At 63.4% G+C, this 13,801-nt stretch carries 16 protein-coding genes and 1 pseudogene; 6 read left to right on the top strand and 11 right to left on the bottom strand.

Annotated features, from left to right (window positions below; all coding sequences use genetic code 11):
• Positions 1-64: 64 nt before the first annotated feature.
• The 3 genes from JWV26_RS02975 to JWV26_RS02965 all read right to left on the bottom strand — a co-directional run bounded on the left by JWV26_RS02975 (position 65) and on the right by JWV26_RS02965 (position 1,767).
• The gene (locus JWV26_RS02975; RefSeq protein ID WP_072426326.1) at positions 65-394 is read right to left on the bottom strand and encodes a DUF2025 family protein; all 330 of its coding nucleotides are present in this window, start codon (positions 392-394) and stop codon (positions 65-67) included.
• A 142-nt stretch (positions 395-536) separates the two neighbouring features.
• A complete protein-coding gene (locus JWV26_RS02970; RefSeq protein WP_206418358.1) occupies positions 537-944 on the bottom strand; it encodes an NUDIX hydrolase in 408 nt (135 codons plus the stop codon).
• Between the two features lie 121 nt (positions 945-1,065).
• Positions 1,066-1,767, bottom strand: a complete 702-nt coding sequence (locus tag JWV26_RS02965; RefSeq protein ID WP_017674922.1) for a YebC/PmpR family DNA-binding transcriptional regulator — start codon at positions 1,765-1,767, stop codon at positions 1,066-1,068.
• A 511-nt stretch (positions 1,768-2,278) separates the two neighbouring features.
• Here JWV26_RS02965 and JWV26_RS02960 point away from each other — a divergent pair.
• A complete protein-coding gene (locus JWV26_RS02960; RefSeq protein ID WP_206418357.1) occupies positions 2,279-2,992 on the top strand; it encodes an NADPH-dependent F420 reductase in 714 nt (237 codons plus the stop codon).
• 6 nt (positions 2,993-2,998) lie between these two features.
• On the opposite strand, the gene JWV26_RS02955 is transcribed toward JWV26_RS02960, so the two are convergent.
• Positions 2,999-3,733 carry a sulfite exporter TauE/SafE family protein gene (locus JWV26_RS02955; protein WP_072426323.1) on the bottom strand — a complete coding sequence of 245 codons (735 nt, stop codon included), beginning with the start codon at positions 3,731-3,733 and terminating at the stop codon, positions 2,999-3,001.
• Positions 3,734-3,872: 139 nt separating this feature from the next.
• Here JWV26_RS02955 and JWV26_RS02950 point away from each other — a divergent pair, with 139 nt between their 5' ends.
• The gene (locus tag JWV26_RS02950; RefSeq protein WP_074916821.1) at positions 3,873-4,766 is read left to right on the top strand and encodes an EamA family transporter; all 894 of its coding nucleotides are present in this window, start codon (positions 3,873-3,875) and stop codon (positions 4,764-4,766) included.
• 70 nt (positions 4,767-4,836) lie between these two features.
• On the opposite strand, the gene JWV26_RS02945 is transcribed toward JWV26_RS02950, so the two are convergent.
• The 3 genes from JWV26_RS02945 to JWV26_RS02935 all read right to left on the bottom strand — a co-directional run bounded on the left by JWV26_RS02945 (position 4,837) and on the right by JWV26_RS02935 (position 7,334).
• Complete coding sequence (locus JWV26_RS02945; protein WP_093050314.1) at positions 4,837-5,376, bottom strand: DUF1003 domain-containing protein; 540 nt, start codon at positions 5,374-5,376, stop codon at positions 4,837-4,839.
• Positions 5,377-5,448: 72 nt separating this feature from the next.
• Entirely contained in the window at positions 5,449-6,966 is a 1,518-nt protein-coding gene (locus JWV26_RS02940) for a sensor domain-containing diguanylate cyclase (RefSeq protein WP_206418356.1), read from the bottom strand.
• Positions 6,967-7,052: 86 nt separating this feature from the next.
• Positions 7,053-7,334, bottom strand: a complete 282-nt coding sequence (locus tag JWV26_RS02935; protein ID WP_003462270.1) for a peptidylprolyl isomerase — start codon at positions 7,332-7,334, stop codon at positions 7,053-7,055.
• A gap of 167 nt (positions 7,335-7,501) precedes the next feature.
• On the opposite strand from JWV26_RS02935, the gene JWV26_RS02930 reads away from it, so the two are divergent.
• Positions 7,502-7,843, top strand: coding sequence for a hypothetical protein (locus tag JWV26_RS02930; RefSeq protein ID WP_206418355.1), 342 nt, complete (start codon positions 7,502-7,504; stop codon positions 7,841-7,843).
• Between the two features lie 135 nt (positions 7,844-7,978).
• Positions 7,979-8,428 (top strand): hypothetical protein, encoded by a 450-nt coding sequence (locus tag JWV26_RS02925; RefSeq protein WP_206418354.1) that lies wholly within the window; start codon positions 7,979-7,981, stop codon positions 8,426-8,428.
• 11 nt (positions 8,429-8,439) lie between these two features.
• On the opposite strand, the gene JWV26_RS02920 is transcribed toward JWV26_RS02925, so the two are convergent.
• On the bottom strand, positions 8,440-9,015 hold the full coding sequence (locus JWV26_RS02920) for a GGDEF domain-containing protein (protein WP_338138745.1): 576 nt from the start codon (positions 9,013-9,015) through the stop codon (positions 8,440-8,442).
• Between the two features lie 6 nt (positions 9,016-9,021).
• Positions 9,022-9,479 (bottom strand): annotated as a pseudogene (locus JWV26_RS24585) (GGDEF domain-containing protein); the annotation flags it as partial.
• Positions 9,480-9,664: 185 nt separating this feature from the next.
• Between JWV26_RS24585 and JWV26_RS02915 the strand changes: the two are divergent.
• The gene (locus JWV26_RS02915) at positions 9,665-10,525 is read left to right on the top strand and encodes a CAP domain-containing protein (RefSeq protein WP_206418353.1); all 861 of its coding nucleotides are present in this window, start codon (positions 9,665-9,667) and stop codon (positions 10,523-10,525) included.
• A 13-nt stretch (positions 10,526-10,538) separates the two neighbouring features.
• Here the strand turns inward: JWV26_RS02915 and mdaB are convergent, their stop codons facing one another.
• Positions 10,539-11,126, bottom strand: coding sequence for an NADPH:quinone oxidoreductase MdaB (gene mdaB / locus JWV26_RS02910; protein WP_206418352.1), 588 nt, complete (start codon positions 11,124-11,126; stop codon positions 10,539-10,541).
• A 153-nt stretch (positions 11,127-11,279) separates the two neighbouring features.
• Between mdaB and JWV26_RS02905 the strand changes: the two genes are divergently transcribed.
• Positions 11,280-11,588, top strand: coding sequence for a putative quinol monooxygenase (locus JWV26_RS02905; RefSeq protein WP_074916812.1), 309 nt, complete (start codon positions 11,280-11,282; stop codon positions 11,586-11,588).
• Positions 11,589-11,670: 82 nt separating this feature from the next.
• Here the strand turns inward: JWV26_RS02905 and JWV26_RS02900 are convergent, their stop codons facing one another.
• Complete coding sequence (locus tag JWV26_RS02900) at positions 11,671-13,680, bottom strand: peptidase U32 family protein (RefSeq protein WP_206418351.1); 2,010 nt, start codon at positions 13,678-13,680, stop codon at positions 11,671-11,673.
• Between the last annotated feature and the right edge of the window lie 121 nt (positions 13,681-13,801).

Raw genomic sequence — 13,801 nt, 5'->3', positions numbered from 1 at the left:
CGTTTGACGCGACTCTGCCGTAGGGTGCGCCGTGCGCACCGAATGCCCCGAAACTGGCTGAATCTCAGGCCGGTGTCAGGCGCCGCCGCTCCGCACGGATCTCCGGCAAATCGCTGCGGCGCAGATAGACGCGCAGTGGTTCACTGAGGTTGACCCGGTCATCGATGCGCTGTTCCTGTAGCCAGGCCAGACGCTGGCGATCCAGGCGCATCAGCTCACCGTCGTCAGCGTGCCAGACGTATTCGCAAGTGGGTGTGATGGTGTCGGCCGGTACGTCGAGGCCGAAGCTGTCTTCGGAAAAACGCAGCAGGTACTGCTCGGTCTTGGCGTTGTAGCCGACGAAGCCCTGCAACTGGTCGGCGGCCTGGCAGATCTGGGCGGACGTGATACTCATGGCAAACCTCGTTTCCTGTGGGGTTTGCAGGCAAGGCGAATGGTTCTGTTTATCGGCGCAGCCTAATCGCTGGCGTTGTCACCCGCGTTGTCGTGGATCAAGAAACTGCCGGGAGCGTTTTTTGATGCCGCTGGCGACGGTCCTACAGGGACGGCAGGCGTTGCAGAGCCGGCAGCACCTGTTCACGTAGCAGCGGTGCCAGGTCATCGGGCAGGGGCTGGTTGGTGTCGAGCCAGCGCAGCTCTTCCAGCTCGGCGGCCGGCTGCACCGTGTGGGGCAGGGCGGCGCGATAGATGTCTGCCTGCACCCAGGTATCGGCCTCGTTGGCCGCGGGCGCCTGGAACTGGCCGAGCGGTTGCAGGGCGTCTGCGCCCAGTTGTAATTCGAGCTCTTCTAGTAGTTCACGCTCGAGCGCCGACAGCGCGTCTTCGCCCGCTTCACGTTTGCCGCCGGGCAGCATGAAGAAACGAGTGTTGCGCTTGCGCACTAGCAGCAGGCGGCCTCGTTCGTCGAACAGGCAGGCAGCGGCGATATGCAGGGTGGTCGTCATGGAAAAGAGGCCCGGTCAGGGCGCCCGTGGCGCCTTAGAAGCTTTTTACGATCTAGCGAGCTAGAGCCGGGCCTGTTTTAAACAACGCCCGGCCGACGCGCAGCAGATCGTAAACAGGTTCTCAGCCAGCGAGGCCGACATAAACGTTCTGCACGTCATCATGGCCGTCGATAGCCTCGAGGAAGGCTTCGACTTCTTCCATCTGCTCCGGCGTCAGGCTGCTTACCGGGTTTTTCGGACGGTAGCCGAGCTTGGCCGAGTTGACGGTGAAACCCTGTTCCGGCAGCGCCTTGCACACGGCGTCGAGGTCGGTCGGGTCGGTGATGAACAGGGTCGAGCCCTCGTCATCGGGCACGAAGTCCTGCGCGCCGGCTTCGATGGCGGCCAGTTCCGGGTCGGCGCCCTCTTCGGTGGTGGCTTCGATCAGGCCAACGTGGTCGAAGTCCCAGCTGACCGAGCCGGAGGCACCGAGCTGGCCCTTGCGGAACAGCACACGGATCTCGGCGACGGTGCGGTTGACGTTGTCGGTCAGGCACTCGACGATCACCGGTACCTGATGCGGAGCGAAGCCCTCGTACTGGGTACGTTCGTAGTTGACCACTTCACCGGACAGCCCCGCGCCTTTCTTGATGGCGCGATCCAGGGTGTCCTTGGGCATCGAGGCTTTCTTGGCCTGGTGCACGGCCAGGCGCAGCTTGGGGTTCATGTCCGGGTCGGCGCCGTTACGCGCGGCGAGCATGATTTCCTTCACCAGCTTGCCGAAGATCTTGCCTCGGGCATTGGCGGCGGCTTCTTTGGGTTTGGCTTTCCACTGGGCGCCCATCTGGGGTCTCCTGGCCGATAGATGAGATGGTATCGCGGCGCGCAGGGGCGGCCGGACGATCACTTAGGCTGCGGATTCTAGTGCCTTGCGGCGCTGGCGGCACGCGCAATTTCCCGTATGGTGTTTTTGCGTCAGGGGAGTGCCGACGCAGCGAGGCTGCGCCGGCATGCAGGGGCTCAGGCGGTCGGCGAGTGACTGCCGAGCAGGGTCTGGCCGTGCTTCTTCTCGCGCTTGGCCATGCGTTTCTCGTGCGCCGTTTTCAGCGGCTTCTTCTTGCCTTCTTTGTGTGAATCCATGCTTTTGCTCATGGTCGTGTCTCCGGGAAGTAGGTCATTGACTGGGGGGATGGGTTCGGGTCACTGCCACCTCCTCGGCTCCTGTAGCCGACTGCAATGCGGTATCGCCTTTCAAGCATAGCTGGCGGGCAACACCCTGTTGCGAATCGTTGCTCGTCACTGTGTCTGGTTTTTCTATGCTTGCTCTTCGTCGCCACTCGCTCGAGGAACTCAGCATGCCCCGTTTACTTCACCGTTTCGCCGCCGCGCTCGGCCTGCTTGTGCTGCTGGGGGGCGCCCCGGCACTGGTGCAGGCGGAAGCCTTGCGTATCGGCATCATCGGCACTGGCAACATCGGCAGCGCGCTGGCGCGACTGTGGGTCGAAGCCGGGCACGAGGTGATGATTTCCTCGCGCAATCCCGAACGTCTGCAGCCGCTGGCCGATGAGCTGGGCGAGCGTGCCCGCGTCGGCACCCCGCGTGAGGCGGCGGCCTTTGGCGAGGTGATCATGTTGGCGGTGCCCTATGGCGCGACGCCGCAGGTCGGCCGCGACTACGCCACTGAGTTGGCCGGCAAGGTGGTGCTGGACGCCGGCAATCCACGACCCGGTCGCGATGGTCCGATGGCCGAGGCGGCGGTCGAGATGGGCGCCGGGTTGGCCTCGCAGCAGTTTCTGCCAGGCGTGCGCCTGGTGCGCGCGTTCAACGCCATTTCCGCGCACAACCTGCGCAGCCAGGCCCATCGTAGCGGCGAGAAACTGGCCATCCCGCTGGCCGCGGATGACGAGGCGGCGCTGCAGGTGGCAGCGCGTCTGGTGACCGATGCCGGCTTCGATCCGGTGATCGTCGGGCCGCTGGTCAGCGCCAAGTCCTTCGATTTCAACAGCGGCGTGTCGGCGCGCATGCCCACTGCGCGTGAGTTACGCGAACTGCTGGGGTTGCAGCCTTAGCAGGCGTCAGAGGTAACGCCAGATCAGCTGCACACCCGCCATGAGAATGCCCAGCCGCGCGATACGGTAGAACCACAGGTGGTTGACTCGTGACTGCAGCCACAGGCCGCTCCAAACGCCCAGCGGGACGATGGGGGCGAGCATCAGGCTCAGCAGCAGATTGTCCTGGGTGAACTGGCCCAGCGCCGCGTAGGGGAACAGCTTGGCGGCGTTGGTCAGCAGGAAGAACAGGTTGATGGTGGCGACGAAGCGCACCTTGTCCAGCTGCTGCGGCAGCAGGTGCATCATCACCGGCGGGCCGCCAGCGTGGGCGACGAAGCTGGTGAAGCCGGCCAGGCTCGACAGCAGTGTGCCGCGCCCCTTTTGCAGTGGGCGTGGCGCCTGGTTGCCAAGCACCAGACCGAGTCCGACGAAGGTGATGGCGATGGCGCCGATCAGCAGGCCGATGGCGCGTTCGTCGAACAAACCGAAGGTCATCGAGCCGATGGCGATGCCGATCACCGCGCCCGGCAGCATGACCTTGAGGTTGGCCATATCCCACTTGCCCCAGTAGGCCTTCAGGCCCACCACATCGGCCAGACAGAGAATCGGCAGCATGACCGCCACCGCCTGTTTCGGCGAAGTGGCCAGGGCCAGCAACGGCACGGCGATGCCGCCCAGGGCGCCGCCAAAGCCACCCTTGGACAGCCCGGTGAGAAACACCGCCGGCAAGGCGAACAGAAGGAAATCGTGCAGAGTCATGGGTTTGGGGTAGCGCTACAAAAGCGCGCAGGTTAGCAGCCGCCAGTGTCTGTGTGGCTTTTTTCCTCGGCCTCTGTGTCTGTCTGCTGCGGGGCGAGGCTGCTCTAATGCCGGCTCACTCAACCCGAGGTTCGTGCTCATGACACCCAAGGATCTGCTGCTGGCGCTGCTGGTGATCGTCGTCTGGGGGTTGAACTTCGTGGTGATCAAGGTCGGCCTGCACGGCATGCCGCCTATGCTGATGGGCGCCCTGCGCTTCATGCTCGCGGCCTTTCCGGCGATTCTCTTCGTGCGTCGCCCGCAGGTGCCGCTGCGCTGGATGCTGGCCTATGGCATGACCATTTCAGTGGGGCAGTTCGCCTTTCTCTTCTATGCCATGTACGTCGGCATGCCGGCCGGTCTGGCGTCGCTGGTGCTGCAGTCGCAGGCGTTCTTCACCCTGTTCTTCGCCGCCCTCTTTCTCGGTGAGCGGCTGCGCGGCAGCAACCTGTTCGGCCTGCTGGTGGCAGCCAGCGGCCTGGTGTTGATCGGCTTGCAGGGCGGGCAGGCGATGACCCTGGCGGGCTTCGCCCTGACCATTGCGGCGGCCTCGATGTGGGCGCTGGGCAACGTGGTCACGCGCAAGCTGGGCAAGGTCAATCTGGTCGGCCTGGTGGTCTGGGGCAGCCTGATACCGCCGCTGCCATTTCTGGCCCTGTCCCTGTGGCTGGAAGGGCCGGAGCTGATCAGCCAGTCGCTGCGTACCTTCAGCCTGGACTCACTGCTGGTGCTGGCCTACCTGGCATTCGGCGCCACCATTCTCGGTTACGGGCTCTGGAGCCGACTGCTGTCGCGCTATCCGGCCAGCCAGGTGGCGCCGTTCTCGCTGCTTGTGCCGGTGGTGGGCATCAGCTCCTCGGCGCTGCTGCTGGGCGAACGTCTCGGCAGCTTGCAGATGGTCGGCGCGGCGCTGGTCATGGCCGGGCTGCTGATCAACGTCTGGGGTGGGCGCCTGCTCGATGGTTGGCGTCGACGCGAGGCGACGCTGCCGTAGGGCGCTTCCTGAATCGTGATCCGATACTGCCGACGCCCTGGTGCACACGGCGCACCCTGCAACAACTGCCTCAGTCTTGCGGGCGCTGTTCCGGCAGGCGTTCGAGGATCTGATCCAGGCGTTGCTGGATGCGTTGGTCGATCTTCTCGTGCAGGCGCATGATTTCCAGTTCGGCGCGCAGGTTCACCTCGAAGTCCAGGCGTGCAGCCAGACGATCCTTCGTCGCCTGGCGGTTCTGGCTCATCATGATGATCGGCGCCTGGATGGCCGCCAAGGTCGACAGCATCAGGTTGAGAAAGATGTAAGGGTAGGGGTCGAAGGCCATGCCGAAGTGCGACAGCACGTCAGTGTTGAGCAGCATCCAGCCGAGCATGGTCAGCGAAAAACAGATGATGAAGGTCCAGGAGCCACCGACTGCGGCGACCTTGTCCGACAGCCGCTCGCCGAAGCTCGACTGCTCATCCGAGGCATCGGCGACGTCACGGCTGATGGGGCGGCGCTGGCGAATCTGTTCGAGCACATGGCTTTCTTCCGGCTCGAGCTCGTGGATTGCCTTGCCAAGCAGGTTCTGGGCGAGGTGTTGCAGCGGGTGCTGGGTGCTGTTGCTCATTGTGGCCATTCATCCAAGGCAGAGACGTCGAAGCGATGCTGAACCGCTTCACGAGCCTTGTCACCTCTGCCGTCAAGCATGCACTCCAGTACTTTCCAGTCGATTTCGGCCATTGTTCTTGGCTCGATAAAGCGCTTGATCGGCCGCCTCGATAAGCGCCAGTGCCTGCCTCATGCTGTCCCGCTGATCCGCCGTCAGGTTGGCCACGCCGGCACTCACCGTGATCCTCGTGAAGGGACTTGCCTGGTGCTCCAGGTCGCGCTGTTCCAGGCTCTGCATGAAGCTTTTGGCGACGGCTTCAGCCCCTTCAAGTGTGGTGTTCGGCAGGATCACTGCCAGCTCCTCGCCGCCATAACGGGCGGCCAGATCGCCGGGCCGGCGTACGCACTGCTTGAGCACCTCTGCCACGGCTCGCAGGCAGTCATCACCAGCTACATGACCGTAGTGGTCGTTGTAACGCTTGAACATATCGATATCGAACAGCAGCAGTGACAGGGAGGAGCCGCGACGCTGCGCGCGGCGAATTTCCATTTCCAGGGTCTGGTCGAAGCTGCGGCGGTTGGCCAGGTCGGTCAGGCCATCCTGTGAGGCGAGAACCTCCAGCCGGGCGTTGGCATCAAGGAGTTCCTCGCGGGCGTTGAGCAGTTGCGCCTCGGCGCGCGAACGACGGCGGATATCGACGATCAGGTATTGGCCAATGATGCTCACGGCAGCCAGCAACAGCATGATCAGCGCGGTGAACAGCTCGGCGTTGCGGCGCCAGGCTGCCAAGGCGTCGTCGCGGCCAAGTGCGACGATGGTGATCAGCGGCAGGCGATCATTGCGGCGGAAGGCATAGACACGCTCGACACCATCGATGCGGGAGGTCTGTACGCTGGTGCCTTCACGGTGTTCGCGCAGCTGTTGCAGGATCGGTGAGTCGGACCAGTCCAGGCCGACATCCTGCTCACGAAATGGCTGGCGAAACAGCAGTTTGGCGTCGCCGGTGGAGAGGCTCATCGAGCCGTGTTTGCCGAGATCCAGGCTGCCGAAGAAGCTCAGAAAGTGCTCGACGCCCAGCGTCACGGCCACCACGCCGGCGAAACGACCCTCACCGTCGTTCAGGCGACGGCTGACGGTGAAGACCCAGTCACCGGTAATACGGTTCTTGATGGTGGGGCCGATGAAAGTGCCGGTGGAGGGATCGTTGCGGTGATGGATGAAGAATGCGCGATCGGCAGCGTTGAGATTGTGTCCTGGCGGCGGGGTCGATGCCAGCATGCGGTTGCCTTGCTCGTCGTAGATGACGATGGCATTGGCCAACCCAAGCACTTCACTCTGTTGCTGCAGCAGTGCCTGCAGGCGTTCTTGTTCGTGCACGGCCGGGCCGCTATGTTGCATGCGCTCGGCCAAGTCGATCAGCACCAGTTCCGACTGGCGAATGACCCCTTCCGTGTAGTTGTCCAGCGCCTGGGCCAGGTTGAGGTTGGCCACGTTCAGCTCTTGCAGTGCGCGTTCACGCGAGAACCAGACCTGCCAGGCGGTCAGCAACGCCAGCGACAGGCAGATGAATACCAGGAGGATGGACGCGAGCCGAATACCACGTTTCATGGTGAAACCCAGAGCCCTACTACAGGGTGCTGAAAAGGCTTGGGAAAACAGAAGGGCCGCACTGGCGGCCCTTCCGTAGCGAACGATCAGTCCTGACGGCTGGTGACTTCCAGCAGGTGATAACCGAACTGGGTCTTCACCGGGCCCTGCACCACGCCGACCGGCGCGCTGAAGACCACGGTGTCGAATTCCTTGACCATCTGACCGGGGCCGAACGAGCCCAGGTCGCCGCCGCTGCGGCCGGACGGGCAGGAGGAATTGTCTTTGGCCAGTTGGGCGAAGTCGGCCCCACCTTCGATGGCGGCTTTCAGTTCGTTGCACTTGTCTTCGCTGGCAACCAGGATGTGGCGGGCAGTGGCGCGGGCCATGGGAGTACCTCCTATCAATGAAGGTGCAGAGCCTAGCGCAATCGCCTCGACAAGCAAACGGTCGGCCGTTCGTCCATTCGTCAGGAGTCGCCTCGGCGTCTGGCTTGTCCCATCTTCTGTAAGTGGGCATATGCCCTGAACTCGGGTTTCACTGAGGAGGCTTGCAGATGAACACCCTGAGCATCGACGGTTGGCGCAAGGCCGACAATGACAGCAAATCCATCCCCATCGGGACCCTGCAGTTCCATGTCAGCGAGGCTGAGCACCTGCGCCTCGAGCAGGCCGAGGAGCAGCTGCAACGCAGCGGGCTCAGAGACATGATGATCGACGCCGACATGCAGACACTGGAGCTGGTCATGCCCGACGGCTTTGGCCCGCTGAGCGAATGCAAATGGCGCGTGTACCTTGGCGGCGAGGAGGGGCGCGGCCAGTTTCATCTGGTCGGTTACAGCGCCGAAGATGGCTGCCTGATCTACAGCAATGCGGTAATGGTCGATCTGCTGGGGTAACTGGCACAGGCAAAACCTTGCCCCGCGGTGGCAAGTCACTGCCGCGAACGTGTGTGCAAGCCGCGTAGTGACTGGTCTGCAGCGACTGGCCCGGAATCTGCTTTGCATGAGGCGAGCGGATTTCGCGGAGGTCTCATGACCAGTATCAACAACAGCACGCCTGCCATGCTCAGCTACTACGGCAGTCAGCTCAACAATCGCTCGAGTGCAGCCAGTGGCGAAGCAGGCGACCAGGCCACTCAGGACCCGCTGGCCGACCTGAGGCGTTTCGCCAAACAAGTGGTGGCGCGCAGTGAGGGTGGACTGCTGCGTGCGATGCATGGCGGCGCAGCGCAGCCCAGCAACACGGTGCAGGGCAGTGGCGACAGTCAGCCTGCGGCGCCTTCGGTGATCCAATTGCCGGATGTGATGCAGCTCGATCGCGACGATGCCGCCACACTGCTGGCGCAGGTACAGAAGATGGTGGACGCCGGCATGGATGGCAGTGTGCGTATCTCCGGCTATAACGGCGACAAGCAGACCGACTCGCTGGAGACCTACCGTCAGTGGTTGCAGGAAAAGGGCGGCGTCAGCATCTACGTCTGATCCGAACCCGTTCAGCCCAGAGCGGGCTCTACGTCCTCTCGGGTAATCACCCGGTTGCGCCCGGCGCGTTTGGCCGCATAGGTGCGCCGGTCCGCCGCCAGCATCAGCTCGTCCAGTGATTGCCCGTCCACCCCGAAGCAGGCCACCCCGGCGCTCAGCGTCATGTGTAGCGTGGCCTCATCCACCGCCAGCGGCTGCGCAGCCAGGCGTTCGCGCAGGCTCTCGGCGATTTCTCGCGCTTGCGTCGCCTTGCTGCCTGGCAGCAGCACGGCAAATTCCTCGCCGCCCAGGCGGCAGAACAGATCAGTGACCCGCAAACGCTGCGCCAGCACCGTGGCGAAGTGAACCAGGGCGCGGTCGCCGACCTCATGGCCGAAGCGGTCGTTGATCTGCTTGAAGTGGTCGATATCGACGAATACCAGTGAAAGCGGGGTGCCATTGCGCTGTGCATGGGCACGCTCGCGCTCGAATACCTCGGCCAGCTTCAGCCGGTTCGGCAAGCCGGTCAGGGAGTCGGTGGTTGCCTGGTCGGTCAGGCGCTGCTCGTTGAGAAGGCGGCTGCGTTCGTAGATGTGCGCAAAGATCATCACCGCCAGGCTGGCAAGGCCTAGATTGGCGATGATCTCGACGTTTTGCAGCAATTGATCGGAAGAAAACCGCCGGCTGAAGACGAACAGGCCGATGCCGACGAACAGCACCGAGCCATACATGCCCAGACGCAACCCCAGCAGCAGGTAGCAGATGATCGGAATCGACTGAATCCAGGCGAACACCGCGAAGCTGGTGTGGGTCTGAGCCAGCGCCAAAATCATGATGCTGAAGAACGGCAGCAGGTAAACCGCGGTCAATAGCTGCAGGTTGCGCGTTCGTCGACGATGGTCAGCAGATACAGTGACACAGCGGCGTAGCCGATCTCCAGGCCGGCCAGCAGCCAGTTGTCGTGCAGCAGATTGACCACGGAGAAGAACAAACCACCGCTCAACGTGATCCATAGCAAGGCTTTGAGGACCAGGCGACGATGTTGTTCGTTCTTGGCGAAGTAACCGGGCATCAGTGTTCTCTAGCGGGAGAGGCAAGTGCGTAAATTGTTCGATGACGGCAGAGGGCGTCATGCAGGAACCCTGCCGTTCGGCCGCGATGCCAGTGTGCGCGGGCGTTCGATGGGGCCAGGAAACCGGCCATGATCCTGCGCCGGAAATTGCGTCAGAATCACGACGTTAGTTGGGAGAGGGCGGTATGACAACAACAATGGACAAATGGGGATGGCAACGCTGCCTGCTGGCGCTGCTACTGATGGGCATTGGCGGCGCAGCCCAGGCCGCCGAGGACCTGGCGCTGATCGAGACGATCAACAGCTATCGCAGCGAGGTGCAGCGCTGTGGCGTGCAGGCCTCAGAGCCACTGCCGCCGTTGACCAATGACCCACGCCTGATTCTGCCGGCCAATGGCACCGCGGATCTGCAGGATTCGCTGAGCGCGGCCGGTTACCCATTGGTCAACGTACAGGCCATCACGCTCTCCGGCCCGCGCAATGCGCAGGCGGCCATGCAGGTATTGAGCGAGAGTTTCTGCCGCGTGCTGCTCGATCCGCAATTCATCGATATCGGCGTCAGCCAGCAGGATCGTGACTGGCGCATCGTGCTGGCACGGCCGCTGCTCAGTGGGCGCCTGCAAACCTGGCAGACCGAGGGGGAAAGTCTGCTCTTGCTGATCAACTCTGCCCGCGCCGAGGCACGCCAGTGCGGTGACCAGCGCTTTGCTGCCACCGCGCCGCTGGTATGGAATGCCGAACTGGGTAGCGCCGCCGAGAGCCACAGCCGGGCCATGGCCAACGGCAACTTCTTCGCCCACCAGGGACGTGACGGCCTGACGCCGGGTGACCGCGCGGAACTGGCGGGTTACAGCGGTACCAAGGTCGGCGAGAACATCGCCGCAGCGCTGGATACTACCGCCAAGGTGGTCGAGGGCTGGCTGGCCAGCTCCGGGCACTGCGCCAACATCATGAACCCGGAGTTCAGCGAGCTAGGCGCAGCCTACGCCAATGACCCGCAGAGCGACGCCGGCATTTACTGGACGGCGTTGTTCGGCGGGCAATGAGTGAGCGCCTGCTTCAGTTGACGCCGAACACCTGGGCCAGGTGCTGCTCGTAGCGCGCCACGTCCTGCTCGATGTTCGGCACCTTCATCACGTCGTTGCAGATGAAGGTGGGCAGACCGCTCATGCCGAGGAATTCGTTGGCCTTGTGGAAGGGGAAGTACACCGCGTCCACGCCTTTGCCTTCGAAGAAGTCGGTCGGGTCTTCGAAGGCCTGCACTGGGGCGTTCCAGGTCAGCGACAGCATGTACTGCTTGCCCTGAATCAGCCCGCCGCTGCCGTACTTCTGCGAGGCGTCGGAGCGGGTACGGCCGTCGTTGGCATAAAGGCTGCCGTGGCCGGTGGTGAACACCTCGTCGATGTACTTCTTCACCGTCCAGGGTGCGCCCATCCACCAGCCGGGCATCTGGTAGATCACCACATCGGCCCAGAGGAATTTCTGTACTTCTTCTTCCACGTCATAGCCGCCGTCGATGAAGGTGGTCTTGACGTCGAAGCCGGCGCGGTCGAGGAAGGCCACCGCCGCATCGTGCAGGGTGCTGTTGTACTGGCCGTGGGAGTGGGCGAACGCTTTGCCGCCGTTGAGCAGGAGGATCTTTTTCATGGGGGTTCTCCAAAAATGTGGCGGCAGGTTATCGGGCCCTGCGCGTGCGAAACACCCCGAAGCGGTCAAATGATTGTTGACTGAAAATCATGAAAGGCTCGTCGAATGCTGCGTTAAGGTGAGGCATCTTCCCGCATCGAGGCGCTTGCACCCATGTACGGCTTCATCCTTCACGCCCACACCAGACCCGAGCAGGCCGAGGCCTTCGAGCAACTGTTCCGTGCTTACGTCGAGCCCAGCCGCGCCGAACCCGGCTGCATCGAATATCACATGCTGCGTGACGCCCAGGACCCGACGCTGTTCATCTTCTACGAGGTGTGGGCATCGCGGGAGGCGCTGGCCGAGCACACGGCCCTGCCGCACATGCGCGAGTTCCATGACCAGCGCATGGACTACCTGCGTCGTGATTTCGAGATTCGCGAGATCGAGATGCTCAGCCCGGCGAGTGCAGCGCGGGCCTGATTCGCGATCCGTAGGAGCTTGCTGGCGATTGTTGTGGTAGCCCGGATGCAATCCGGGCTACCGGGAACAGGCGAGGCTGGGCTCAGTGGCTATAACCCGGCTTCTGGCGAATGGTCTTGAGCAGATCGTCCGGGCTGATGTGGCCGACCACCTGGGTCGCGGCGCTGCCCGGCTGCGGCAGGTCGAGGATGTGGCCCTTCATCTTGCCGATGACGTGCATCTCACAGGGTTTGCAGTCGAACTTCAGGGTCAGCACCTCATCGCCGTGCACCAGTTGCATCGGCGCCACCTTGGTGCGCACGCCGGTGACGCCCTTGGCCTGTTTCGGGCACAGGTTGAAAGAGAAGCGCAGGCAGTGCTTGGTGATCATCACCGGCACTTCGCCGGTTTCCTCGTGGGCCTCGTAGGCCGCGTCGATCAGTTGCACGCCATGGCGATGGTAGAAGTCGCGCGCCTTCTGGTTGTAGACGTTGTAGAGGAACGACAGGTGCGATTCCGGGTACACCGGCGCCGGGTCGGTCTCGGCCTTGCGGCTGCCGCGCGGATGGGCGGCGACGCGCGCTGCGGTCAGCGCCTCGATGGCGTCGCGGCGTAGCGCCTTGAGCTGCGAGTTGGGCACGAAGAACGCCTGCGGGGCATCCAGCGTCACGCTCTGCGCGTGGTAGATGGTGGTGCCGAGCTGGGTGAGCAGATCGCGCAGGCCATCGAGCGCCTGTTCCGGTTTGTTGGCGACGCCGAACGGGCCGGGCAGGGCGACGTCGACGCTGATGCCTTCTTCACTGGTGGCGGTGAGCTTGAGCGCATCTTCGCGCAGCTCGGCCTTCCAGCTGACGCCGATACGGCGTTCGGCGCTGGTGCGTTGCAGCGCCTGCTGCCAGTTGTGGTCGAGGTTGCGCGAGAGCGGATGATTCGGGCGCAGACGGAACAGGCCCTCGGGCATTTCGTTGGGCTCGACGCGGTAGCGGTAGCGCTTCTCGCCGTCTTCCTCGAACTCACCCTTGAGTTCGCAGATGTTGGCGCGAAAGCCCACCACTTCACGCTTGACCAGCACGTTGAGGCCGTCGCCATTGGACAGCGGCTCATGGGTGACGGCGATCAGATCGCGTTTGTTGACCTTCTCCACGCTGCCAACCGGCAGGCCGGTAAAGGTGGGCGAATCGAAGGCGCCGATGTCCACCTTGCGCTCGGTGACGAAGTAATCGGTGCTGCCGCGGTGGAAGGTCTTGTCCGGATCGGGCACGAAGAAGTGCGCGGTACGGCCGCTGGAAGCGCGGGCCAGGTCCGGGCGGTCTTCGAGAATGGCGTCGAGTTCGCGGCGGTAGTGGGCGGTGATGTTTTTCACGTAGGCCACATCCTTGTAGCGGCCCTCGATCTTGAACGAGCGCACGCCAGCCTCGACCAGGGCGCGCAGGTTGGCGCTCTGGTTGTTGTCCTTCATCGACAGCAGGTGTTTCTCGTAAGCGATCACGCCGCCTTTCTCATCCTTGAGGGTGTAGGGCAGGCGGCAGGCCTGCGAGCAGTCGCCACGGTTGGCGCTGCGCCCGGTCTGCGCGTGGGAGATGTTGCACTGGCCGGAGAATGCCACGCACAGCGCGCCGTGGATGAAGAACTCGATGGCCGCGTCTGTGGCATCGGCAATCTGGCGGATTTCCTGCAGGTTCAGCTCGCGCGCCAGTACCAGTTGGGAAAAACCGGCCTGGTCGAGAAACTTCGCCCGCTCAAGGGTGCGGATGTCGGTCTGGGTGCTGGCATGCAGCTCGATAGGCGGGATATCCAGCTCCATCACGCCCATGTCCTGCACGATCAGCGCATCCACGCCCGCGTCGTAGAGCTGGTGGATCAGTGCGCGCGCCGGCTCCAGCTCATCGTCATGCAGGATGGTGTTGATCGTGGTGAACACCCGCGCGTGATAGTGGCGGGCGAACTCCACCAGCCTGGCGATATCGCTCACTTCGTTGCAGGCATTGTGCCGCGCGCCGAAGCTCGGGCCGCCGATATAGACGGCGTCGGCGCCATGCAGAATGGCCTCGCGGGCGATCTCGACGTCACGCGCAGGGCTGAGCAGTTCCAGGTGGTTCTTGGGCAAGGACATGGTGTTTTCTTTTATCAGGCTGGCACATGGGCAAGGCGCGCATTGTAGCGGGCAGCGGCGACGAGGGCACTCGCCAGATGCCGGACGGCGCTGGCAACTCGGCCCGATGGCTGTACAGTAG

Origin of the sequence: Ectopseudomonas toyotomiensis (assembly GCF_017167985.1) — a bacterium.
In the GTDB taxonomy this organism is placed as follows: domain Bacteria; phylum Pseudomonadota; class Gammaproteobacteria; order Pseudomonadales; family Pseudomonadaceae; genus Aquipseudomonas; species Aquipseudomonas toyotomiensis.
The sequence above is the reverse complement of the archived record's forward strand: the minus strand, read 5'-3'. Positions and strand labels throughout refer to the sequence as shown.